We start from the raw sequence: 23,168 nt of genomic DNA, 5'->3' as shown, positions 1-23,168 counted from the left end.
ACGTTTTATATCAGGATTGGATATAATCCAATCACCTGTTAATCCCATAAGTATTTTTCATCATATTTCATTTTATGTTTTTTTAGAATCCCAATCAGTTCATCTTTATAATGAATCTGTTGATGATGTTGTCTTTGGTTTTGAATATAGTTTTTGATTGAAAATACATTTTCTTCAGTTACTGAAAACGCTCCGTAGCCATCCTGCCAGAAGAAATTCTCATATGCTTTACCTTTTGTTTTCATCCATTTTGATGAATATGCTTTAATTTCCTGAACTAATTTCATTAATGCAATTTTCTTCGAAAGCGAACAAAGAATATGAATATGATTATCTGTTCCTCCGATTTGTAAAACATTGCTTTCCAAATTTTTACATAAGGCTGTAATGTAGGAAAAGAGTTCATTTTCTATTTTTTCGTCTATGAAATCTTCTCTGTGCTTTGTGCTGAAAACAATGTGAACATAATTTTTTACCAATGATTGTGACATCTTTTGTGTTTTTATTAATTGTTGATATAAATCGGATTGACATCCGATCCTATTGTAAATCGTCCCTTCACTACTCTAATTCATTCAATATTATTTTTAACATTTTTATCTTTTCTACATCTTTAATGCCAGGTTCTGTTTCAAATTTTGAATTAATATCCAATGCGAATGGCTTTTGATGCAGAATACTTATATTTTGAATATTTTCCTCTGAAATTCCGCCGCTCAGAAAATAGGGAAGGGGGATTTCAATTTCATTCAATAGATTCCAGTTAAAAGTTTTTCCTGTTCCCCCAAAGGCCTTTGAGTCGGTATCAAAAAGTAAATGATTAACTGTAGATGGCTGATCGTTGATGGTTTTTTGTAATTCATCCGGATTTTGATTTCCGATTCTTATGACGTTAATAATTCCGACTTCGGGATTTAATTTTTCTCTTAATTCAACAATGAAGTTTTCGTTTTCGTCACCATGAAGCTGTATAAAATTCAGCTTTGCCGTTTCTGCTGTTTTAGTAATTTTCTCAATATTTTCATTCACAAAAACTCCGGTTTTGCCATTATGGTTTATCGTTGAAATTTGTTCTAAACTTAAATGATTCAGCACATATCTCGGTGATTTTTCATAGAAAATAAAACCTAGAAAATCGATGTCCAGAGAAATTAATTCCTGAATCTGTTGTAACTGAGTCAATCCACAAACCTTGAGTTTTAATTTATGGCTGTTTACTATCTGTTTTTTGTGATCAGTCATATTATACCAATAACCTTTTACATTGTTACATTTGAAATAAATTCAGAAAATTTATTTCCAGGGTTTTTATCTTTCATAAAATATTCACCCATTAAAAATCCGTTGAAGCCTTTTTCTTTCAGGAACCTGAAATCTTCCTCATTATAAATTCCACTTTCTGCAACGGAAAAAATATCTGATGGAAGCTGGTTTTTCAAATCAATGGAATGTTGTAAATCAACCTTGAAGTCTTTGAGATTCCTGTTGTTTATTCCTACAAAATCAATGTGCTTATTAATGTGTTTTAATTCTTCTTCGGAATGAATTTCCAGCAGAACCTCCAATCCAAGTTCATGCGAAAGCTCCGTAAATTCCTGAACCTGTTGAGGGGAAAGGCAGGCTGCAATCAGCAATATCACATCGGCTCCGATGGCTTTTGCTTCATAAAACTGATATTCATCGATCATAAAATCCTTTCTCAGAATCGGGATATTGATATGATTTCTTACATTCAGAATATCTTCAAAACTTCCGCCGAAAAAATCCCGGTCCGTCAAAACAGAAATTCCGCTTGCTCCGAAATTTTCATAGGCAGAAACGACTTCCACAGGCGAAACTTTATCATTGATGATGCCTTTTGAAGGTGATTTTCGTTTAAACTCTGCAATAATTCCGCTTTTGCTTTTTAAAGTTTGTTTTAAAGAAAAACTTTTTCTCCCAAAAAATTCGGAATCTTTCAGCTGCTCTAAGGAAATCTTCGATTTTAAGAAAGTGACCTCTTCTTTTTTTCTCCGAATGATTTTATCCAAAATATTCATAACTATTTCTCTGTTAATTCAACAATAATTCGAGACTTTTTAATGCTTTTCCGGCAAATAGGCTTTCTTTAGCCATTAAAAGACAATCATCATAGCTGCCGAATTTATCGGTGTGATACAAGGCAACTGCTGCATTGGCGAGAACGACAGAATTTTGTTGTTCCGTCCCTTTTCCGTGGAGAATATTCCTGAATATTTTTGCTGTTTCTACTGGTGTATCTGCTGCTTTTATACTTTCACTTGTTACAGAATTGAAGCCCAAATCTTCCGGTGAATACACTTCCTCTCCTTTTTTAGTCATAATTTTGCTGTCGTGTGTCAGGCTGATCTCGTCATATCCATCCATTCCGTGAACTAACGTGAAATGACGGTCATCTTTCTGGAGCAGATACTGATAAATCCGGGCAATCTCCAGATTGTACACGCCCATCATCGAAAACTGTGGTTTTGCGGGATTTACCAGAGGACCGAGAAGATTGAAAAAAGTCCTTAGACCTAAAGATTTCCGCAATGCTCCGACAGACTGAAGTGCAGGATGAAAATAGGGGGCATGCAAAAAGCAGATGTTGGCCTTTTCAAGATCTTCCTGCAGCCTTTCTGAATTGTTCTTAAATTCATAACCCAGTTCTTCCAGCACATTGGATGAGCCGGTAATCGTTGAAGCTCCGTAATTTCCGTGTTTGGTAACTTTTTGCCCGGTTCCTGCCACTACAAAACTCGCCAGTGTTGAAATATTGATCGTGTTTTTTCCGTCGCCGCCGGTTCCTACGATGTCAATCGCATCTTTTGAGTCAATATTTACGGGAACTGCCATGTCCAGCAGTGCTTCACGGAAGCCTTCCAGTTCTTTCAGAGTAATATTCCGCATCAGGAAAACACTAATGAAAGCCGTTACTTCTGTGGCATTAAATTTATTCTGAGCAATTTCAATCATGATCGCCTTTGCCTCAGATTTTGACAAAGTATAATGGTTGAAAAGATATTCAAGGATTTCTTTCATTGAATGAGGTTTTATGATGAATGGAAATTGGTATTGTTCTTAATGAAACAGAAAATTTTTAATAATAATTTCTCCCTGCGGCGTCAAAATACTTTCCGGGTGAAACTGTACTCCATGTACATCATACGTCTTATGTTGTAATGCCATGATCATTCCGTCTTTATCTACTGCCGTGATTTCCAGTTCTTCAGGAAAGTTTTCACGACTCACGACCCAGCTGTGGTATCTTCCGACTTCTAACCCGCTTGAAAGATCTTTAAAAATTTTAGTATTATTTCTCACTATATCCGCAGGAGTGGCAACACCGTGAAAAATCTCTGAAAGGTTAATTAAGCTTCCTCCAAAAGCCTCTGCAATCGCCTGCTGACCTAGGCAAACGCCCAGAATGCTTTTTTTAGGAGCATATTCTTTAATTAAATCCAGTAAAATTCCCGCTTCTTCAGGAATTCCCGGTCCTGGAGAAAGAACAATTTTATCATACTGATCTATTTCTTCTAACGTGATCTGGTCGTTTTTTACCACGTCTACTTTGGTGTCAAGAATTCTTTCGATAATCTGAACCAGATTGTAGGTGAAACTGTCGTAGTTATCGAATACCAGGACTTTGGGTGATGGTTGTTGGTTATTAGTTGATGGTTGATGGTGGTCGGTTGTTGGTATGGTATGTTTCATTTATTTTTTCTTATAATAATTAATAAATCCATTCAGTAATTTTTTACAAAGAATTATTTGATTTAAGATTACTGTATATTCTGTTTCATTGACATATTTTTGATCGGAAGACAAATAAAGCTGCGTCTCTAATTCATATAAGGAACCTCTTGCAATAAACAGAAAATGTATTGTTTCTTTGTTGGTGTTTGTTTCTTCCACAACCTTCTGCAATATTTGAGGGAATAGAAACGGTACATCTTCTGATTTGATTTTGTAGACTAAAAATTTCTTCTTTCGGATATTTTTTAGTTGAATCATAAACAAGATTAGTAAGTTTTCTTGACTCAATCCAAACATCCAGATTGGTATATTCCATAATTTGTATTTTATATATTTTGCTAATTAAATCTAACAACTAATTACAATCAACAATCAACGATCCTTCAGTTTCTCTGCTTTCTCTACTGCTTTTTTCAATGCATTCAGCTTGTTGTTTACTTCCTGTAATTCACTTTCCGGGTTTGATTTTGCAACCAATCCTGCGCCGGCTTGATAGTATAAAGTATTGTTTTTGCTCAAAAAAGTCCGGATCATGATAGCTTGATTACAATCTCCGTTTAAACCGATCATTCCGATACAGCCACCGTAATAACCGCGGGAATCTTTTTCATAGGTATCGATTAATTGTAATGCTTTATGCTTTGGCGCTCCGCTTAAAGTGCCCTGAGGGAAAGTGGTGGCGACCATTTCAAAAGGATTTGTGTGTTCCTGTAAATCTGCGGTGACTTCACTTACCATGTGAATGACGTGGGAAAAAAGCTGAATTTCTTTCAATTTTGTGACCGTCACATTTTTTCCGAGCTTACTTAAGTCATTTCTCGCCAGATCGACGAGCATTGTGTGTTCTGCATTTTCTTTTTCGTCATTTTTTAAGGCTTCAATAGACTGCAGGTCGGTTTCAAGATGTCCCGTTCTTTTAAAAGTTCCGGCAATCGGATGAATGATGGCTTTGTTTTCTTTAATAATTAATTGACTTTCAGGGCTTGATCCGAATAATTTGTAATTTCCGTAATCAAAGAAAAACAGGTAAGGTGAAGGATTGATATTCCTTAATGCTCTATAAACATTAAACTCATCACCTTTGAATTTCTGCTCGAATCTTCTGCTTAAAACCAACTGAAATACATCACCTCGCATGCAGTGTTTCTGTGCTGTTTTTACCAGTTCAATATATTCTTCATCGGTAATATTTGAAGTCTCCTCACCATTTTTTTCGAAAGGATAAATAACGGAATTATGGTTCCTGATTAAGCTTTCCAAAAAATAGAGTTCAGATTTTACGCCTTCGATCTGATTTTCAATAATGTGCATTTCATCATTGTAGTGGTTTATGGCAATGACATACTGATACAAACGGTAACGAAGGATTGGAATCTCAACTTCAGGACTTTGCGCTTTAAAACTTAAGTTCTCAAAAAACTGAACCGCTTCAAAACTTGTATATCCGAAAAGGCTTTGCGCTGTTTTTTCAATCGGATCATCGGTCTTTTCGCATTCGAAAACATGAGAAAAGCTTTCTAAAATATCTGTGATTTTTTTCTCTGTAATCAATTGTTTTACAGGTTCCTGTCCGGGAAGTTTTATTTCAAATTCACTGAGGTTTTTAATCTCGATTCCGGCGACTGCATTAATGGCAATGAACGAAAGATTATTGTCAATATTCTTAGAATCAGAGCTTTCCAGTAGAATGGTGTCCCTGAACCTGTCGCGTACCTGAAGATAAATATTCATCGGAGTCCGGAGATCTCCCAGTGTTTTTTCAGAAACGGTTTTTATTTTTATTTTTTTACTGAACATTACAGTTTATTTTTAATGATTTAAACAAAAAAAAGACTTCAACGGCATACGTCAAAGTCTTTATATTATATAATTTTAAATTAAAATCGCTGTATCATAATCAACAACACGACAATAACTTCAGACCCGACGAAGAGTTTGAAAGCCACCACCAATTATTGTTGCTGATATTAAACATGCCACAAATGTATATATTTTTTTCAATACAAAAAATGAAAACGAAAAATTTAATTCTATTTTAATTGATCTGACAATCAGAAAATATCCTTAAAATGAATATTTATCATGATTTTAAAACTTTATTTTTTATATTTTTGCTTAATAATTTTATAGAGAAAAATGAAAAAAGTATTAGCAATCGCATTTATCGGAGGTTTATTAGTGGCTAACTGTTCAAAAAAGCCGGATCATGACTTACAAGACAGCAACACGATGTTACCAGAACCGGATGCGCCAACTGTAGTAGATTCAAGCGCAACAACAAGAGATACGCCGGAAGCTGATGTGAATGCTGCCGTATCGGTTCCTGCAAAAGATGCAAAAGCAGATACGCTTACCAAATAATGAAGAAATTATTTTTGACAGGAATTTTTAGCCTGCTGATATTTTCCTGTTCTAAAAAAGAAGGGACAACGGTCGATACGGCATCTTCTGAAAAAATAACTGCCGAAGAATCTGCTAAGACCAATCTTTCAGGGGAACAGCTGATCGAAAGACTGGATTGCTCAGGTTGCCACTCGGTGAGCGAAAAAATGATAGGACCCTCTTACCAGGAAATCGCAGGTAAATATTCTGATAAAGATATTGAACTCTTGGCTTCAAAAATCATAGAAGGTGGAAGTGGTGTCTGGGGAAATGTTCCGATGACTCCTCATACACAGGTGTCGAAAGATGAAGCTAAAAAAATGGTAGAATATATTTTAAGACAGAAAAAATAAAATGTCTGCCGAAAAATCCAGTCTGCATACAAGAAATCTGCATCGTGATCCTTATGATTTTGATCGGCTTATTTCTTGTGTGCCAGAACTGAAACAATATGTGTTTACCAATTCTTATCAAACGGTAACCATAAACTTCAGTATTCCCAAAGCTGTAAAACTGCTTAACAAAGCTTTATTAGAAAGTTTTTATCATGTTAAAAACTGGGACATTCCGGAGAATAATCTTTGTCCTCCCATCCCCGGCAGGGCAGACTATGTTCATTACATGGCTGATGTATTGGCTGAACGGCAGGGAGAAATTCCGACAGGCTCAAAAATAAAGGGTTTGGATATTGGTGTCGGAGCAAATCTTGTATATCCTTTAATAGCCCATCAATCTTACGGTTGGGAAATGTTAGGAACGGATATTAATGAAGATTCTTTAAAGAATGCCCAACAGATTTTAGATCATAATCCGGAGTTGTTATCTGAAATTCATTTAAAGCAGCAGTCTCAACCTGAATACATATTTAAGAATGTTATCAATCCTGAAGATCGCTTTACATTCTCGATGTGTAATCCGCCTTTTCATGATTCTGAAGAGTCTGCCATAAAAGGAAATCTCAGAAAAACAAGAAATCTCAACAAATCAAAAATCAGCAAACCTTTACTTAATTTTAGCGGACAGCAATCTGAACTTTGGTGTGAGGGCGGCGAATTGGCTTTTATCACAAAAATGATTCATGAAAGCTGTTTGTATAAGTCTCAGGTTCTTTGGTTTACATGCTTAGTTTCAAAAAAGGAGAACCTGTATAAGTTAACGACACTTCTGAAAAAAGTGAAGGCAATAGAATTCAAAACGATTGATATGGCTCAGGGACAGAAAGTAAGCAGAATGTTAGCCTGGACGTTCATTCCTCAACAAAATCGCACCGATTGGTTCTGATAAAATTTAGATTGAAATTTTTAAGCTGAATTAATTTTAACGGAAATAAATTATATTTCTGGAAAAAGTCGTTGACCATCAATTCAAAAATCACTAATTTTGCACGTTATTTTAAATAAATACAATGCAATTATCAGAACAAGAAATCATTAGACGAGAAAAGCTGAACAAGCTTGTTGAAATGGGAATCAACGCGTTCCCTGCAGATGAATATGTAATTACAGATACTACAGAATCTATAAAACAGGATTTCGCTGATAAGAAACAGGTTAAGATTGCAGGAAGATTAATGTCCAGAAGAATCCAGGGGAAAGCTTCTTTTGCTGAACTGCAGGATTCTACAGGAAGAATTCAGGTATATTTCAACAGGGATGAAATCTGTACCGGTGAAGATAAAACGTTATATAATGAAGTCTACAAGCATCTTTTAGATATCGGAGATATTATTGGTATTGAAGGGGAATTATTCACCACTCAGGTCGGTGAAAAGACGGTTTTGGTAAAGAATTTTACCCTTTTAACAAAGGCTTTAAGACCGTTGCCTCAGGCTAAAACAGATGAAAACGGAGTAGTACATGACGCTTTCAACGATCCTGAAATGAGATACAGACAGCGTTATGTAGATTTAACGGTAAATCCTCAGGTGAAAGAAGTTTTTGTGAAGAGAACAAAGCTGTTCAATGCCATGAGAACTTTCTTCAATGATGCCGGATATTTTGAAGTGGAAACTCCTATTTTACAGTCGATTCCTGGCGGTGCGGCAGCAAGGCCTTTTATCACCCATCATAATGCTTTGGATATTCCTTTATATTTAAGAATTGCCAACGAATTGTATCTGAAAAGATTGATCGTAGGTGGTTTTGACGGTGTTTATGAATTCTCGAAAAACTTCAGAAACGAAGGGATGGACAGAACGCACAATCCGGAATTCACAGCGATGGAGATCTATGTAGCCTATAAAGACTACAACTGGATGATGAATTTTACAGAAAAATTATTGGAATTCTGTGCCATTCAGGTGAACGGAACCAGTAAAGCTACTTTCGGGGAATATGAAGTGGATTTCAAAGCGCCTTATGAAAGAATTTCAATGACGGATGCAATCCTGAAATTTACAGGTTTTGATATCACAGGGAAAACAGAACAGGAATTGTTCGACTTTGCAAAATCTATTGGTATTGATGTCAATGAAACAATGGGTAAAGGAAAACTGATTGATGAAATTTTCGGTGAAAAGTGTGAAGGAAATTTTATCCAGCCTACTTTTATTACCGATTATCCTATCGAAATGTCTCCTTTAACCAAAAAGCACAGAACGAAAGAAGGTCTTACAGAACGTTTTGAATTAATGGTTTGCGGTAAAGAAATTGCCAATGCTTATTCTGAGCTAAACGATCCGATTGATCAGAGGGAACGATTCGAAGATCAGCTGAAATTATCTGAAAAAGGGGATGATGAAGCAGGTCAGTTTATCGATGAAGATTTCTTAAGAGCCTTGGAATACGGAATGCCGCCAACTTCAGGTCTGGGAATCGGAATGGACAGATTAATTATGTTCTTAACGAATAATGCATCCATTCAGGAAGTATTGTTCTTCCCTCAGATGAAGCCTGAGAAAGTGACTCCGCAGATCGAATTGGGAGAAGATGAAAAAGTAATTCTTGAAATTTTAAACTCTCAGGAAGAGCCGTTTTCATTAGCCGAAGTGAAAGAAAGAAGTCAGCTTTCCGGTAAAAAATGGGATAAGGCGTCAAAAACTTTGACTAAAAATAATTTGGTGAAAGTAGAGAAGACGGATGAAAATATTTTGATGAAACTGGTTTAAGTTTATCAATTCATATAATTTTGGTTAGGGCGGAAGCGAAGCTTCCGCCCTAACCTTTTTTAATATTACAAACTATTTTTGCCGATTTTACGTTCTTTCAAAAACTTTAAAGTGAAAATTCTTGTATTGCTGCTTTTTTGTTGTATAAGTTGTAAAGCACAAATGCTAACCTCTGTCTATTTCGACTATGACAGCTACAAGCTTACTAAAGATTCTCAACGAAAATTAGACAGTTTATCACAATTAAAAAGCAACTTAAAATTTAAAATTTTGGGGAATTGTGATGTTTCCGGAAGTTCGGAATACAATAAGAAATTATCTGAAAACCGAGCCAATGCGGTGGGTAAATATTTACAGTCAAAAATTAAAAGTAATATTAACCTTGAAAGCGTAACCGGTCTGGGAAAAGAAAAGCAGATCAATGACAACAGTACTGAAGAATTACGCAAAAAAAACAGGAGAGTAGATATCTTTATTGATAGAGTTATGGCAAAAGGAGAGATAAGGTCAGGCAAAACATTCGAAAGCTTCTTCAGCCGCAGAATTTCTGAAATGAAAGTAAAGGATACATTCTCTTTGCCGGACGTTAATTTTATCGGAGGTCGCCACACCTGGCTTCCAAAAGGAAATAAAGTTTTGGCAAAACTTGCTGATGTTTTGAAAAATAATCCATCGTTGGAGGTTGAACTACAGGGACATATTTGTTGTGATTATGATAATTTTGATGGGGAAGATCTTGATTTGAAAACGTTTAATCTTTCGTTTACAAGAGCAAATGCTATCAAGGAATTTCTTGAAAAACAGGGGATAAAATCCGAGCGAATAAAAGCTACCGGAATGGGGCATCTTAATCCTGTCGCATATCCTGAACGCACAGAAGAAGATTTTGTTAAAAACAGAAGAGTTGAGATTGTTTTGCTTAAAAAGTGATAAAGTTTCGGGCGGAAGCGAAGCTTCCGCCCGAAACTCATTAATATTATTCATATTATAATATTTCTATCCCTTCTTCCATTTCCGAAGCTGTGTTCTGAAGCTTTTGAACGGTGCGACAGTATTGATATGAATCCATTTCCAGACAGGCCATTTTGCCGGTGTTGTTGCCCATTTCCTTTTTTCAGGAAGAAATAATACGTCGTCGTCAAGATTTTCTATCCATTCTACAATTTCTTTTACCTGATCAGATAATATTTTACGTTGCTCTTGGAGGCTGTATGAGCCGTAAGATTTATAAAAGGACTGGTAAAGCTCTTTCAGGTTGTTCCATTTGTATTCAGGAGCCGGAGTTTTTACATCAATGCCTTTTAACTCATCTGATTCCCAGCCTAAAAGCAAACCAGTCCATCCGATCTGATAAGATAAGTTCTGCGAAGGGGTTTTGTCAACATTTACTTTAAGCAAATCTTTTTCATGCTCATGAATATCATCAAACTCCTGATCATAAAGAATATATGCTTTTTGTATTGATGCTGTAAGTTCTTTTTTACTTGAATATTCCTGCATTTCCGAACTTGTTAAGTTATTTCCTTAGCTTACTGAATGATGCCATCAGATAAAACAAAAAGGGTAAAATAAATATACAGCCCAGCATTAATGCCCACCCCAAAGCAGAAATGGTTTTCGGAGCAGCAACGTGTTCAAGTAAAGAAAGGTGCTGTCCGTTTCCGAAAAGAATAATATTCGGGTTATGTTGATAGGTTGCGGCAACCAGAATCATAATCACCTGAAATCCTGCTAAAGCTCTTACAGGAAGAAGCTTTTGCCTATTCATAGCCCTTAGAATTAATATAAGACAAATCGTTGCAAAAACAGTTGCCATAATACCTAAAGGTTTTGAAAACACCCACATAATTAAAGGGATATCAGAAAGATAAGCGGTCAGGAAAACCAATATGCCTGTAATCACTACAAAAATCATGGTCTGTTTTGATTTTCTGATCATTAAACTTAATTCCATTCGGTCAGCTGTTTCTCTCAAAGCAAAAATGGAAGCCAGATAGGCACAGATCGCAATGGTGAAGAGTCCGACAGCAACCCCAAACCAATTCAGCCAGCTGAAAATATATAAATCTAAAAACCCTTTAGCATCAGGATTAATAGAATGTGAAATTGTGGCAGCTGCAATTAATCCTAAGAAAAAAGGCGTCAGAAGACTCGAAAAATAAAAGATCTGTGCATATACATTTTGCCAGTCATCTTTCACAGCGTCATAATGCCTGAACGTAAATGCGGTTCCTCTTGCTATAATTCCAATAAGCATTAAAACCAAAGGAATGTGGAGATACGTTGATAGTGTAGTGTAAATCTCCGGAAAGCCTACAAAAAGAATAACGATGGCAATAATCAACCACATATGGTTGGCTTCCCAGACCGGCGCTATCGATTCGTACATGATGGCCTTTGTTTTAGAGCGGTTCTTTTTTCTGGTAAAAAGTTCTACAATTCCGGCTCCGAAATCTGCTCCGCCCAAAATCACATAAAGGCATATCGACAGCCAGAGAAAACCTATGACTACATATATCATAATTTTTTTTGTTTATCGTTAAACTGAGGATCGGTAGGATCGTAAAGCTTCGGAACCATTTTGATCTGTCTTGTTAAAAGAAAGATAATGACAAAAGATAGCGAAACGAAAACCGCCGTAAAGAAATAGAAAGAATACTGTATTCCCGGCATCGGCGTTACCGCGTCTACTGTTCTCATGATTCCGTAGATGATCCAGGGTTGTCTGCCTACTTCAGTTACTGTCCAGCCTGCTTCCAGTGCGATATATCCGAAAGGTGTGGCAACTAAAAATGTTTTCAGCAGCCAGTTTTTCTTCAGCCATTCCTTTTTAAAAAACATGGCATACAAATAAATAATTCCTATAATTATCATGATAACACCAAAGAAAATCATAATCTGAAAAGCAAAGTGAACAACTATCACGGGAGGCCATTCATCTCTTGGAAAATCATTCAGTCCTTTTACTTCAGCGTTAAAATCATTACTTACCAGAAAGCTTAGAACCTTCGGGATTTTCACGGCATATTTTATTTCTCCTTTCTGTTCATCCGGAATGCCGCCAATCACAAAAGCGGCGCCTTTTTCTGTTTTAAAATGAGCTTCCATAGCGGCTAATTTTATGGGCTGTCTTTCTGCTACGGATTTGGCCGCAACATCACCGCTTAAAGGTGCTCCAAATGCTCCGATCAAAGCAAATCCGGCAGCAATTTTGAAGGCTTTGGTATGAAATTCAATATTTTTTTTCCGTATAATCATATACGCATGAACACCGGCAACAGCAAACCCTGTCGCGCAAAAAGCTGCAACCGTCATGTGCAGTGCCTGGGGAAACCATGCGTCATTGAACATTGCTCTTATGGGATCTATATTTAAATACTGTCCGTTTACATAATCAAAACCCGCCGGTGAATTCATCCAGGCGTTCGCAGCAACCACAAGGATACCGGACACCAGTCCGCTTACCCCCACCAGGAACCCGCAAAACCAATGGAACCATTTATTAAACCGGTCCCAGCCATACAGAAAAAATCCTATCGCAATGGCTTCAATAAAAAAGGCTGTTCCTTCCAGAGAAAAAGGCATCCCGAAAATAGGGCCGGCATGCTTCATGAATTGTGGCCAGAGAAGTCCAAGCTCAAAAGAAAGCATCGTACCGGAAACGGCACCGGTTGCAAAAAGTATGGCAACACCTTTACTCCATGCTTTGGTAAGCCCTTTATAGATTTCATTATTTGTTTTTAAATATTTCCAGTGCGCAAATGCCATCAGAAAAGGCATTACCATGCCGACACATGAAAAAATAATATGAAAACCGAGGGACATTGCCATTTGGGCGCGGGCTGCAAGAAAGTCGTCCATAATTATCAATTTTTGAATTAATAAATTTACGCATAAATTAGAGATATAAAGCATGATTTACGACAGTAATAGTTTGAAAAATAGGTTTTAACTTTAATCCCTTTAAAATAAATTACCTCTTATTTCTGTGGAAAAGACAATACTTTTTTGATGTATTTTAACTTTCATACCTCGAAAAAAATCACGATATTTGTGGGTCTTTGCATATAGCAGGATTTTTAATATTTTATATGAGTCAGAAACAATATACAGCTAGTAGTATTCAGGCATTGGAAGGGATGGAACACGTTCGTATGCGTCCTTCAATGTACATTGGTGATGTGGGAGTGAGAGGTCTCCATCATTTGGTTTATGAAGTAGTGGATAATTCTATTGACGAGGCTTTGGCAGGATACTGCGATACAATCTTCGTTGCCATTAAAGAGGGAAACGGAATTGAAGTAAGTGATAACGGTAGAGGTATTCCGGTAGATTTTCATGAAAAAGAACAAAAATCTGCTCTTGAGGTTGTAATGACGAAAATCGGAGCCGGAGGTAAATTCGACAAAGATTCTTACAAGGTTTCGGGAGGTCTGCATGGAGTGGGGGTATCGTGTGTGAATGCACTTTCCAACGAAATGGTAACCACCGTTTACAGAGACGGAAACGTTTATCAGCAGATCTATTCAAGAGGAAAAGCGCAGACCGGAGTTGAAGAAATCGGCCACAGCGATCAGAGAGGAACAAAACAGTTCTTCCAGCCGGATGATTCTATCTTTACAGAACTGGTTTATAATTATGATACTCTGGCAAGCCGCTTAAGAGAACTTTCTTATCTTAATAAAGGAATTACCATTACATTAACTGATGAAAGAGAGCAGCTTGAAGACGGCACTTTCAAAACTGAAGTTTTTCATTCTGAAGGAGGTTTAAAGGAATTCGTTGCTTATATCGACGGAAACCGTGAATCCATTATGGAAAATGTGATTTTCATGGAAGGTGAAAGAGATGATATTCCGGTGGAGGTAGCCATGCGTTACAATACATCGTTTACCGAAAATCTTCACTCTTACGTTAATAATATCAATACACATGAAGGAGGTACTCACCTTGCAGGTTTCAGACGTGCTTTAACGAGGACTCTTAAGAAATATGCCGATGATCTGGGTATTCCTCAAAAGGAAAAAGTAGAGGTTACTGGAGATGATTTCCGTGAAGGATTAACAGCAGTGATCTCCGTAAAAGTAATGGAACCTCAGTTTGAAGGACAGACTAAAACAAAACTGGGGAACTCTGAAGTTTCCGGTGCTGTAGACAAGATTGTGGGTGAAATGCTGACCAACTTTTTGGAAGAAAACCCCAATGAAGCAAAAATTATCGTTCAAAAGGTAGTTTTAGCGGCAAAAGCAAGACAGGCTGCAAAAAAAGCCCGTGAAATGGTTCAGAGAAAATCCCCAATGGGAGGTTCCGGCCTTCCGGGTAAATTGTCTGACTGTTCTTCAAAAGATCCTGCAGAATCAGAAATATTCCTGGTAGAGGGAGATTCCGCGGGTGGAACAGCAAAGCAGGGACGTGACCGTTTCTTTCAGGCTATTCTTCCGTTAAGAGGTAAGATCCTGAATGTAGAAAAATCAATGCTTCATAAAGTCTATGATAATGAAGAGATTAAAAATATTTATACTGCTCTCGGGGTTTCAGTAGGAACAGAAGAAGACAGTAAAGCGTTGAATATGGCGAAGTTAAGATACCACAAAATTGTTATCATGACCGATGCCGATATCGATGGATCTCACATTTCTACATTGATCTTAACCTTCTTCTTCAGATATATGAAGGAACTGATTGAGAACGGTTATATTTATATCGCTCAGCCACCTTTATATTTATTGAAAAAAGGCAACAAAAAGGTATATGCCTACAACGAAAAGGAACGTGAAGAATTTACATTGGAAATCTCTCCGGACGGAAAAGGTGTAGAAGTACAGCGTTATAAAGGTCTTGGGGAGATGAATCCTGAGCAGCTTTGGGAAACTACCCTTAATCCTGAAAACCGAATTCTTAAGCAGGTAACTATTGACAACGCTGTGGAAGCAGATAGTGTTTTCTCCATGTTGATGGGTGATGAAGTGCCTCCGAGAAGAGAATTTATCGAAAAGAATGCCAAATATGCAAAAATTGATGCATAGTTAGCACTTACTAAATATACAAAGGCCTCAGTTAATGAGGTCTTTTTTGATTTTCACATTTGATGTATTAAATTTAATTTTAAGACTCGCAGAGATTTTATTATTTTTGCTAAATTTTAATAACCATGATTAAAATACTTTGTACCGTGGCCCTTTCCGTGGCATCCTTATATTACTCCCAAAGCTTTCCGGCTTCAGCAATTCCTGAAAACTTAAAGAAAAACGCAAGTGTTGTGATCCGAAAGGAAAATACAGCAGTAGAAATCAATAAAATTGATGATGTCATTTATAAAAAAACATCTGTAGTTACAATTCTTAATAAAGATGCAATTCCTTATTCTATCCCAAGAATTTCATATGAAAAAGGAGATAATATATCTAATGTAAAAGTTGTTGTTTATGATGAAAAAGGAGCAAAAATTAAAAGTTACTCAAAAAGTGATTTTACAGATATTGCTGCAAACCCACAAGGTACTTTTTATTCTGACAGCAGAATGCTTATTTTGCCTTTTACATCATCCAGCTTTCCATATACTGTTGAATTCAGTTATGAATTAAATGATGAAAATACCATTTTTATTCCGGACTTTGTTCCGTTTTATGAATACAATATTTCTTTGGAAGAAAGTAATTATAGCATAATAAATAAATCTGGAATCAATCTTCGTTCGAAAGTATATGACTCGCCCTTTAATTACTCGTCAGTGATTATTGTTTCAAATGGAGACAACAAGTCCTATGCATACAAAAATATTCCTGCAATAAATAATGGTCAATTGGTTCCAACTCCACAAAAAGTGCTTCCTAAAGTAAGTTTTTCTTTAGATAAATTCAATCTTGAAGGAAAACAGGGAGGTATTGCTACATGGAAGGATTTTGGGACTTGGTACTATCAAAATCTTCTTACTCCTGTTTCTGCTTCTACTCCGCAGATTAAAGCTGAAATAGCTTCTTTAAATTTATCAGGTTCAACGGAAGAAAGAGTGAAAAAGATATATCAGTATATGCAAAATAAAACAAGATATATTTTTGTGGCGCTTGGTATTGGTGGTTGGCAACCAATGCTTCCTGATGAGGTTCAGAAAAAAGGTTATGGAGATTGTAAGGGTCTTACAAACTATATGAAAACTTTATTGGATGAGGCGGGGATTAAGTCATATTACTCAATTATTAATTCTAATCCTTCGCCTATAAGTTTTGATAAAGATTTTCCGAAAATGGCTGGGAATCATGTTATTTTGACAGTTCCTACCGAAAAAGGAAATATTTGGTTGGAAAATACTTCACAACAGATGGCCTTCAATCATTTAAGTTATAGTACAACAGATAGAAATGTACTTACTGTAAAGCCTGATGGGATTGATATTATGCAAACTCCAAGTTATTCTGCAGAAGAAAATAAAGAAAAACAGGTTTTGAATATTCAAATAAATCCAGATAAAACGATAACAGGAAAAGGTAAGTTTTCTTATCGTGGAATGCAGTATGATTTTAATCTTATTTACTTAATGCTTTCAGAAAAAGAAAAAACCGATGTAATGAAAAAGGTATATTCTACATTGGATTTTGAAAATATCGAAATCAGGGACTTTAAAAATGATAAAGATGTAGCGATAATCAATTTTGATCTAGATTTTAAAGCTTTAAATTTTTCCAAACTGGTAGGAAATAGCTTACTTTTTAGAGCAGTACCTATTTATAAAGATGGAATATATCATGAAGATCCTGCAAGAGAACTGCCTTTTGAGAGTAAATTTTCTTATCAGGATGAATCAGAAATTATATATGATTTACCTTTAAATTATTTTGTAGAAGAAATGCCTCAAAATGGTAATATAATCTCTGAGTTTGGAATATATAAAATATCTTTTGAAAAGCAAGACAATAAACTAGTTGTTAAACGTGAGATTCAGATCAACAAAGGACTTTATCCTAAGGAAAAATATGGTGACTATATAGATTTTAGAAAAAAAATCTTAAATGCAGATAATTCTAAAATTTTAATATCTAAAAAATCTTAAAAATTATTTCGAAAAACTATGAAACTAATAAATGCACTGAGTTTTATTTTTATACTGTTTGCTAATCTCTGCTTTTCTCAGGGACATAAATTCATGTCTTATCCGCATTTTGATGAGGCAGATTTGAAAAAAACAAATTCTTTGATTGAAAAAAATGCTCCAGCTGAGATACTTTATAATAGCGTAAGTTATGTTGTTGCTCCATCAGGATGGTTTTTAGTAACTAAAAAATTCTTTTCTAAAATAAAAATTTATGATAAAAAAAATGCTGAAGAATGGTTAAATATTGAAATCCCTGTAAGTGATAATGAAAGTTTGGCTGATTTCCAACTTACAGTTTACAATTATCAAAACGGGAAAGTAGAAAAAATGATAATTAATAAGAAAGATCAGCTCAAAGAAAATTTAGTAAAAGGAATAAAAATTTACAAATTAGCAATTCCAAATATACTGGATGGATCTGTAATTGAATATAATTACAAATTAGAAAATAATAATATTTTTAATTTAACATATTATTTACAGTATAATATCCCTGTTGTTTATCAGGAGTATAATTTTGAGTATCCTGTTTTAATGAGTTATATATTCAACAATACAGGAACAAATATTCTAAAGCCGAAATATAGCGTAAATAAAAATGAAGACCACTTTGGAGGAGGTTTTGAAGTCTTTCGATTTGGATACGAAAACACTCCTTCTGTTCCTAAAGAATTATTTGTAAAAGATAATGAACGATATAGAGCGCGTGTGAAACCAGAGCTTACTAAATATTCAACTAAATATTTTTCATATGATTCTGCTGAAAGTTGGAGTAAAGTTGCAGACAGGTTGAATAATAACGATGAATTTGGTGCTTATTTAAAGAATAATGTGAAAGATATTTTACCCGACAATATTAAAACTTTCTACGATCCTCTTGAAAGAGCCAATAAGATTTTTGATTTCGTAAAAAATAATTATAAATGGAATAAAAAAGATGGAATTATTACAAGTCAAAAATTAAGACAACTTATCAAAACAAAGTCTGGAAGTGCTGCAGATATTAATCTTTTATTGGTAATTCTTCTTAGGGATGCAGGTTTACAGGCGAATCCACTTTTGATTTCTACTGTAGATAATGGTATTCTAAATATTTTTTCACCGAATCCGGGAAATTTAAATATGGTGTTAGCTTCCGTTAAAATCAATAATCAACTTTATTTTTATGATGCTACTTCTTTTGCATCGAAAGTAAATATGCTTCCTAGAAGAGACTGGAATGATTTTGGGATCCTAATTGAAGGTACTAAAGGGACAGATTTATCCTTCTCTAATACAAACATCAGTAAAAAAGATCTAATCATTAAAGCAAATCTAGATATTGAAAATTCTGAAATCACAGGAACATTAACACAAAAAGAAAACGGCCTATACGCTATTGAATCCTATGATGAATTTGATGAAAATAAAGATAAGTATAATCAATCTTTTAAAACAGAATTCAATACCAATATGAAAGATGTAGAAACAAAATTGTTGGATAACGGCGATTTTGAATCTCAAATGAAGTTTTCAAGCAACAGCTTAATGGATATTGTGGGAAACAAAATTATTTTAAATCCCCTTTTGTTTTTAAATATAGGAAATGAGAACTTCGATCAGAAAGAAGAGAGAAAAAATCAGATAGATTTTATCTCGGCATTTACTAGAGAAAAGAAAGTTGAAATTATAATTCCGAATGGTTACAAAGTCGGAGACCTTCCTAAACCTAAAAAAATTATAACCGATGATAAACAACTTGCCTACACCTATAAAGTAGAATTTGAAAGTAATAAACTTTTTGTTGTTTCCAAAGTAGAAGTAGCAAGTCAAAATTATCCTAAAGAATATTATACTTTTTTTAAACAGATTTGGAGAATCATTACGGAAAGTGAAAATCAAGTTATAAGCTTAGTAAAAATTTAATTAAAAAGACCTCATTAGGTCTTTTTTGATTTTCACATTTGATGTATTAAATTTAATTTTAAGACTCGCAGAGATTTTATTATTTTTGCTAAATTTTAATAACCATGATTAAAATACTTTGTACCGTGGCCCTTTCCGTGGCATCCTTATATTACTCCCAAAGCTTTCCGGCTTCAGCAATTCCTGAAAATTTAAAAAAAAACGCCGATGCAGTCATCAGAAAAGATCTTACTACCATTCAGATCAACAAGATAGATGATATCAGGTATCAGTTTTATACCGTAAAAACTGTTCTTAATAAAGACGGAGAGTCAGATGCGCAGGTATATATTCCTTACGAGAAAGGGAACAGCATTTCCGATGTGAAAGTTAATATATACGATGAATCCGGTAAAAAAATAAAATCATATTCCAAATCAGATTTCGGGGACTTTGCCAATAATAATCAAGGAACTTTTTATTCAGACAACCGTGTGATGGCATTGTCTTATACGCCGACACAATATCCGTACACCGTTGAGTTTTCTTATCAGATCAGTGATGAAAATACGGTCTTTTTACCGGATTTTATCCCTTTCAATACTACAAAAGTTTCATTGGAAGAAGCACAGATGAAGATCATCAATAAATCGGGAATTGAGCTGAAATCAAAAATTTATCCCTCGTCATACAATTACACTGCGGTTAGTGAATCCGAAAGTGCCGGCGAAAAGATTTATACCTATAAAAATGTTCCTGCAATTGATGATGTCTTTTTATCGCCTCAGCCGGTAAAAATTTTACCTAAAGTAAGTTTTGCTTTAACGAAGTTCAATCTTGAAGGAAAACAAGGAACGATTAACGACTGGAAAGATTTTGGCACCTGGTATTACAAAAATATTCTGGAGCCGGTATTTGTATCCACTCCGGCTATCAAGGCTGAAGTTGCTTCGTTGAATTTACAAGGAACTACTGAAGAAAAGGTTAAGAAAATCTATCAGTACATGCAGAGTAAAACGAGATATATTTTCGTTGCATTGGGAATTGGCGGCTGGCAGCCGATGCTTCCGGATGAGGTTCAGAAAAAAGGCTATGGTGATTGTAAAGGATTGTCTACGTACATGAAAACGATGCTGGATGAAGCCGGAATTCCTTCCTATTATTGTAAAATTAATTCAGGTTTGTCTCCGGTTTCGTTTGATAAAGATTTTCCGAAAATGGGAGGTAATCATATCATATTAATGGTACCTACAGAAAAAGGAAAGATCTGGCTGGAAAATACATCTCAGCAGATTGCTTTTAATCATTTGGGTTATACGACAACCGACAGAAATGTTCTTGTTGTAAAAAAAGACGGAATAGAAGTTATGGATACTCCTTCTTATCCTGCCGAGCAAAGCAAAGAAAAGCAATTGCTTAAAATTAAAGTCAATGAAGATAACAGCATTCTCGGTGAAGGTAACTTTTCCTATACGGGACTTCAGTATGACAACAATCTTATTCTTGCCACTCTGTCTCCGAAAGAAAGAACAGAAGCAGTGAAAAATATGCTGGATGTTCTGCATTTTGAGAAGATCGAACTGAAGAATTTCCTTAATGATAAGGATAATGCTGTTGCCAAATATGATCTTGACTTCAAGGCAAACAACTATTCTAAAAATGCCGGAAGCAGTATGATTTTCAGAGCAGTCCCGATTTACTCTGATAATGTATATAAAAAAGAGGACAATAGAGAACTGCCTTTTGAACTGAGACAGTCGTTTGAAGATGATTATGAAATCAACTTTACTTTGCCACAGAATTATAAAGTGGATGAGCTCCCTGAAAACGTTGTTCTGAACTCTGAATTCGGAACTTATAAACTGAGCTTTGTGAAAAACGGTGACGGTCTAAAGGTCAACAGATCCATCAGAATCAACAAAGGGCTTTATCCGAAGGAGAAATACAACGATTACGTCAATTTCAGAAAAAAAACTATTAATATCGATAACTCAAAAATTTTAATATCTAAAATTTGACACATGAAAAAAATATTATTTATCGCTTTCTGCTCTGTGAATTTCATTTTTGTGGAAGCCCAGAAGCATAAGTTTCTTGATGCCCCAAAATTCAATGATGCAGATTTGTCTAAACAAAAATCAGTTCTGGATGAAAATGCACCGGCTGAAATTCTTTACAAATCTTTACATTTCAGCATTGATTATAATACAGGAAATCTTATTAAACAAGCTTTTTACAGAGTGAAAATTTATGATAAAGACAAGGCTGAAGACTGGTTGAACCTGGAGATTCCGCTTTATCAGAACGGAAGCAGTCAGGAAACGCTCTCCAAAATGAAAGCTTTTACTTATAATCTCGAAAACGGAACCTCCGTGGCGACCAAAGTCGATAAAAGTTCGAAATATAAAAGTAAAGAAAGCAAGTACGTTTCCATTACAAAATTTGCTTTCCCAAATGTGAAAAATGGTTCTGTTATTGAATATCAGTATGAGGTGACATCGCCTTTTCTATTCATAATACCTGAAATCTTAATCGAAACCGATACGCCTTCGCTGTACACAGAATATGTTTTGGACAGCCCGGAAAACATTTCTTACAATGTCAATTATACAGGATTTTTAAGCCCTAAATACAGGGAAATTGAAGAAAGAATGATGTACGGAATGAACTATAGAACGTACAGATTCGGATATGAAAATGTAAAAGGATTTAAAACAGAAAAGTTTGTTAATAATGACAGGAACTACAGAACAAAAATAAGCGCAGAGCTGCATTCTACCAACTACCGTGAGCTGAAGCTTTATTCTTCTTCGTGGGAACAGATAAAAGAGCGCTTATATGAAAATGAGGATTTCGGAGGAGAATTGAAGAAAACCAGACTGGCCAAAGAAAATATGCCAGCCAATATATCAGGAATTTCAAATGAAATTGAAAAAGCGGATGCGGTGTTTAATTATGTGAAAAATACATTTACCTGGAACAAAGACAGAGGAATTTATGTAGAAGACGGTATTAAGAAAATGCTGGAAACCAAAACCGGAAATGCTGCCGAGATCAATCTTTTCTTAGTGATGATGTTTCGTGAGGCTGGTCTTAAAGCAGATCCTCTTGTCATATCAACAGTAAGCAACGGACTCATCAATATTGCGTCTCCCAATGTTTCAAACATGAATTTTGTAATTGCGGCGATCCAGACAAAAGACGGCTTCCATTTGTATGATGCCACGGCAAAGCAATCTTCGATAGACCAACTTCCGCCGAGAGACTGGAACCAGTTCGGGATACTGATCTCAAAAGATAAGGTACAGCAGCTTTCCCTTACCAATGCAAAAACAAGTTTTACCTACCTTACGGCAACTGCGAAAATCAATAATGACGGAAGTATTTCAGGAAGCTATTCTGATAAAGATACGGGAACTTACGCCATGTTTGCCAAAGAAAGTTATGATGATAATGCCGATAAATACAAGAAGCAGTACAAAGAAAATTTTGCAATAGACTTTACGGATATTGATTCTAAAGTTGCTGAAAACGGAGATTTTGAAAGCACCATGAAGTTTTCTTCGGATAATCTGATCGATAAGATCGGGAAGAAAATCATCATTAATCCAATGCTTTTCCTGAACAAAAGCTCCAATGAGTTTGATCAGACAGAAGAAAGAAAATATATGATAGATTTCACATCACCATTTACAAGAGTGAAAAAAATCGTTTTAGAAATTCCGGAAGGGTATGCAATCGAAGAAATGCCTAAGAGTAAGAAAATTGTAACCGATGATAAAGAAATCGAATACAGCTATTTTGCCGAACAGAAAGGGAATACCATAGAAGTGGTTTCCACGACGAAAGTTCTGAGCCCTACCTATCCTAAAGAATATTATCCTGCATTCAAGCAGATTTGGGGGGTGGCATCCAAGCAGGAGAATCAGGTAATCAGTCTTGTAAAGAAATAAA

The 23,168-nt window shown here is 35.4% G+C and carries 21 protein-coding genes; 10 read left to right on the top strand and 11 right to left on the bottom strand.

The features are described from left to right. Window positions 1-38: 38 nt before the first annotated feature. The 8 genes from tnpA to ACWNCI_RS07640 form a co-directional block, all read right to left on the bottom strand. The gene (gene tnpA / locus ACWNCI_RS07675) at window positions 39-491 is read right to left on the bottom strand and encodes an IS200/IS605 family transposase (RefSeq protein ID WP_346984803.1); all 453 of its coding nucleotides are present in this window, start codon (window positions 489-491) and stop codon (window positions 39-41) included. 70 nt (window positions 492-561) lie between these two features. Beyond that, on the bottom strand, window positions 562-1,242 hold the full coding sequence (locus ACWNCI_RS07670; RefSeq protein WP_449387846.1) for a phosphoribosylanthranilate isomerase: 681 nt from the start codon (window positions 1,240-1,242) through the stop codon (window positions 562-564). Between the two features lie 17 nt (window positions 1,243-1,259). After that, window positions 1,260-2,039 (bottom strand): indole-3-glycerol phosphate synthase TrpC, encoded by a 780-nt coding sequence (trpC, locus tag ACWNCI_RS07665; protein WP_449387845.1) that lies wholly within the window; start codon window positions 2,037-2,039, stop codon window positions 1,260-1,262. Window positions 2,040-2,052: 13 nt separating this feature from the next. Beyond that, entirely contained in the window at window positions 2,053-3,039 is a 987-nt protein-coding gene (gene trpD / locus ACWNCI_RS07660) for an anthranilate phosphoribosyltransferase (RefSeq protein WP_449387844.1), read from the bottom strand. 39 nt (window positions 3,040-3,078) lie between these two features. Further along, window positions 3,079-3,711: an anthranilate synthase component II gene (locus ACWNCI_RS07655; protein ID WP_449387843.1), complete on the bottom strand. Its 633-nt coding sequence runs from the start codon at window positions 3,709-3,711 to the stop codon at window positions 3,079-3,081. Further along, entirely contained in the window at window positions 3,712-3,912 is a 201-nt protein-coding gene (locus tag ACWNCI_RS07650; protein WP_449387842.1) for a four helix bundle protein, read from the bottom strand. Then, on the bottom strand, window positions 3,845-4,069 hold the full coding sequence (locus ACWNCI_RS07645; RefSeq protein WP_449387841.1) for a four helix bundle protein: 225 nt from the start codon (window positions 4,067-4,069) through the stop codon (window positions 3,845-3,847). The genes ACWNCI_RS07650 and ACWNCI_RS07645 overlap by 68 nt, the downstream gene beginning before the upstream one ends. A 56-nt stretch (window positions 4,070-4,125) precedes the next feature. Then, window positions 4,126-5,550: an anthranilate synthase component I family protein gene (locus ACWNCI_RS07640; RefSeq protein WP_449387840.1), complete on the bottom strand. Its 1,425-nt coding sequence runs from the start codon at window positions 5,548-5,550 to the stop codon at window positions 4,126-4,128. A 339-nt stretch (window positions 5,551-5,889) separates the two neighbouring features. On the opposite strand from ACWNCI_RS07640, the gene ACWNCI_RS07635 reads away from it, so the two are divergent. The 5 genes from ACWNCI_RS07635 (at window position 5,890) to ACWNCI_RS07615 (ending at window position 10,171) form a co-directional block, all read left to right on the top strand. Continuing rightward, the gene (locus ACWNCI_RS07635) at window positions 5,890-6,114 is read left to right on the top strand and encodes a hypothetical protein (protein ID WP_346984808.1); all 225 of its coding nucleotides are present in this window, start codon (window positions 5,890-5,892) and stop codon (window positions 6,112-6,114) included. Next, window positions 6,114-6,488, top strand: coding sequence for a c-type cytochrome (locus tag ACWNCI_RS07630; RefSeq protein WP_346984809.1), 375 nt, complete (start codon window positions 6,114-6,116; stop codon window positions 6,486-6,488). The genes ACWNCI_RS07635 and ACWNCI_RS07630 overlap by 1 nt, the downstream gene beginning before the upstream one ends. A gap of 1 nt (window position 6,489) precedes the next feature. Beyond that, on the top strand, window positions 6,490-7,416 hold the full coding sequence (rlmF, locus tag ACWNCI_RS07625; RefSeq protein ID WP_449387839.1) for a 23S rRNA (adenine(1618)-N(6))-methyltransferase RlmF: 927 nt from the start codon (window positions 6,490-6,492) through the stop codon (window positions 7,414-7,416). A 124-nt stretch (window positions 7,417-7,540) separates the two neighbouring features. Continuing rightward, entirely contained in the window at window positions 7,541-9,241 is a 1,701-nt protein-coding gene (lysS, locus tag ACWNCI_RS07620) for a lysine--tRNA ligase (protein WP_449387838.1), read from the top strand. Between the two features lie 162 nt (window positions 9,242-9,403). Then, window positions 9,404-10,171 (top strand): OmpA family protein, encoded by a 768-nt coding sequence (locus ACWNCI_RS07615; RefSeq protein ID WP_449387837.1) that lies wholly within the window; start codon window positions 9,404-9,406, stop codon window positions 10,169-10,171. A gap of 66 nt (window positions 10,172-10,237) precedes the next feature. On the opposite strand, the gene ACWNCI_RS07610 is transcribed toward ACWNCI_RS07615, so the two are convergent. From ACWNCI_RS07610 to ACWNCI_RS07600, 3 genes are read right to left on the bottom strand one after another with little or no spacing between them, the layout of a single operon-like run. Beyond that, window positions 10,238-10,741, bottom strand: coding sequence for a ClbS/DfsB family four-helix bundle protein (locus ACWNCI_RS07610; RefSeq protein ID WP_449387836.1), 504 nt, complete (start codon window positions 10,739-10,741; stop codon window positions 10,238-10,240). 16 nt (window positions 10,742-10,757) lie between these two features. Further along, entirely contained in the window at window positions 10,758-11,762 is a 1,005-nt protein-coding gene (locus ACWNCI_RS07605; RefSeq protein WP_449387835.1) for a cytochrome d ubiquinol oxidase subunit II, read from the bottom strand. Further along, a complete protein-coding gene (locus tag ACWNCI_RS07600) occupies window positions 11,759-13,102 on the bottom strand; it encodes a cytochrome ubiquinol oxidase subunit I (RefSeq protein WP_449387834.1) in 1,344 nt (447 codons plus the stop codon). Before ACWNCI_RS07600 ends, ACWNCI_RS07605 begins: the two co-directional genes overlap by 4 nt. 230 nt (window positions 13,103-13,332) lie before the next feature. Between ACWNCI_RS07600 and gyrB the strand changes: the two genes are divergently transcribed. The 5 genes from gyrB to ACWNCI_RS07575 all read left to right on the top strand — a co-directional run bounded on the left by gyrB (window position 13,333) and on the right by ACWNCI_RS07575 (window position 23,167). Further along, complete coding sequence (gyrB, locus tag ACWNCI_RS07595; protein ID WP_449387833.1) at window positions 13,333-15,267, top strand: DNA topoisomerase (ATP-hydrolyzing) subunit B; 1,935 nt, start codon at window positions 13,333-13,335, stop codon at window positions 15,265-15,267. A gap of 125 nt (window positions 15,268-15,392) precedes the next feature. Beyond that, window positions 15,393-17,288 (top strand): DUF3857 domain-containing protein, encoded by a 1,896-nt coding sequence (locus ACWNCI_RS07590; RefSeq protein WP_449387832.1) that lies wholly within the window; start codon window positions 15,393-15,395, stop codon window positions 17,286-17,288. Window positions 17,289-17,306: 18 nt separating this feature from the next. Continuing rightward, the gene (locus tag ACWNCI_RS07585; RefSeq protein ID WP_449387831.1) at window positions 17,307-19,235 is read left to right on the top strand and encodes a transglutaminase domain-containing protein; all 1,929 of its coding nucleotides are present in this window, start codon (window positions 17,307-17,309) and stop codon (window positions 19,233-19,235) included. Window positions 19,236-19,339: 104 nt separating this feature from the next. Next, a complete protein-coding gene (locus ACWNCI_RS07580) occupies window positions 19,340-21,232 on the top strand; it encodes a DUF3857 domain-containing protein (protein ID WP_449387830.1) in 1,893 nt (630 codons plus the stop codon). 3 nt (window positions 21,233-21,235) lie between these two features. After that, on the top strand, window positions 21,236-23,167 hold the full coding sequence (locus tag ACWNCI_RS07575; protein ID WP_449387829.1) for a transglutaminase-like domain-containing protein: 1,932 nt from the start codon (window positions 21,236-21,238) through the stop codon (window positions 23,165-23,167). Window position 23,168: the final 1 nt, after the last annotated feature.

This window comes from Chryseobacterium lineare, from assembly GCF_977014045.1.
This window is presented reverse-complemented; position numbering and strand designations above follow the sequence as displayed.

Coding starts and splice junctions, on each gene's coding strand:
- rlmF (WP_449387839.1), top strand. CDS start 6,490: ATGTCTGCCGAAAAATCCAGTCTGCATACAAGAAATCTGCATCGTGAT.
- ACWNCI_RS07590 (WP_449387832.1), top strand. CDS start 15,393: ATGATTAAAATACTTTGTACCGTGGCCCTTTCCGTGGCATCCTTATAT.
- ACWNCI_RS07585 (WP_449387831.1), top strand. CDS start 17,307: ATGAAACTAATAAATGCACTGAGTTTTATTTTTATACTGTTTGCTAAT.
- ACWNCI_RS07580 (WP_449387830.1), top strand. CDS start 19,340: ATGATTAAAATACTTTGTACCGTGGCCCTTTCCGTGGCATCCTTATAT.
- ACWNCI_RS07615 (WP_449387837.1), top strand. CDS start 9,404: ATGCTAACCTCTGTCTATTTCGACTATGACAGCTACAAGCTTACTAAA.
- ACWNCI_RS07600 (WP_449387834.1), bottom strand. CDS start 13,102: ATGGACGACTTTCTTGCAGCCCGCGCCCAAATGGCAATGTCCCTCGGT.
- lysS (WP_449387838.1), top strand. CDS start 7,541: ATGCAATTATCAGAACAAGAAATCATTAGACGAGAAAAGCTGAACAAG.
- ACWNCI_RS07630 (WP_346984809.1), top strand. CDS start 6,114: ATGAAGAAATTATTTTTGACAGGAATTTTTAGCCTGCTGATATTTTCC.
- trpC (WP_449387845.1), bottom strand. CDS start 2,039: ATGAATATTTTGGATAAAATCATTCGGAGAAAAAAAGAAGAGGTCACT.
- ACWNCI_RS07575 (WP_449387829.1), top strand. CDS start 21,236: ATGAAAAAAATATTATTTATCGCTTTCTGCTCTGTGAATTTCATTTTT.
- ACWNCI_RS07610 (WP_449387836.1), bottom strand. CDS start 10,741: ATGCAGGAATATTCAAGTAAAAAAGAACTTACAGCATCAATACAAAAA.
- gyrB (WP_449387833.1), top strand. CDS start 13,333: ATGAGTCAGAAACAATATACAGCTAGTAGTATTCAGGCATTGGAAGGG.
- ACWNCI_RS07605 (WP_449387835.1), bottom strand. CDS start 11,762: ATGATATATGTAGTCATAGGTTTTCTCTGGCTGTCGATATGCCTTTAT.
- ACWNCI_RS07645 (WP_449387841.1), bottom strand. CDS start 4,069: ATGGAATATACCAATCTGGATGTTTGGATTGAGTCAAGAAAACTTACT.
- ACWNCI_RS07640 (WP_449387840.1), bottom strand. CDS start 5,550: ATGTTCAGTAAAAAAATAAAAATAAAAACCGTTTCTGAAAAAACACTG.
- tnpA (WP_346984803.1), bottom strand. CDS start 491: ATGTCACAATCATTGGTAAAAAATTATGTTCACATTGTTTTCAGCACA.
- ACWNCI_RS07670 (WP_449387846.1), bottom strand. CDS start 1,242: ATGACTGATCACAAAAAACAGATAGTAAACAGCCATAAATTAAAACTC.
- ACWNCI_RS07655 (WP_449387843.1), bottom strand. CDS start 3,711: ATGAAACATACCATACCAACAACCGACCACCATCAACCATCAACTAAT.
- trpD (WP_449387844.1), bottom strand. CDS start 3,039: ATGAAAGAAATCCTTGAATATCTTTTCAACCATTATACTTTGTCAAAA.
- ACWNCI_RS07635 (WP_346984808.1), top strand. CDS start 5,890: ATGAAAAAAGTATTAGCAATCGCATTTATCGGAGGTTTATTAGTGGCT.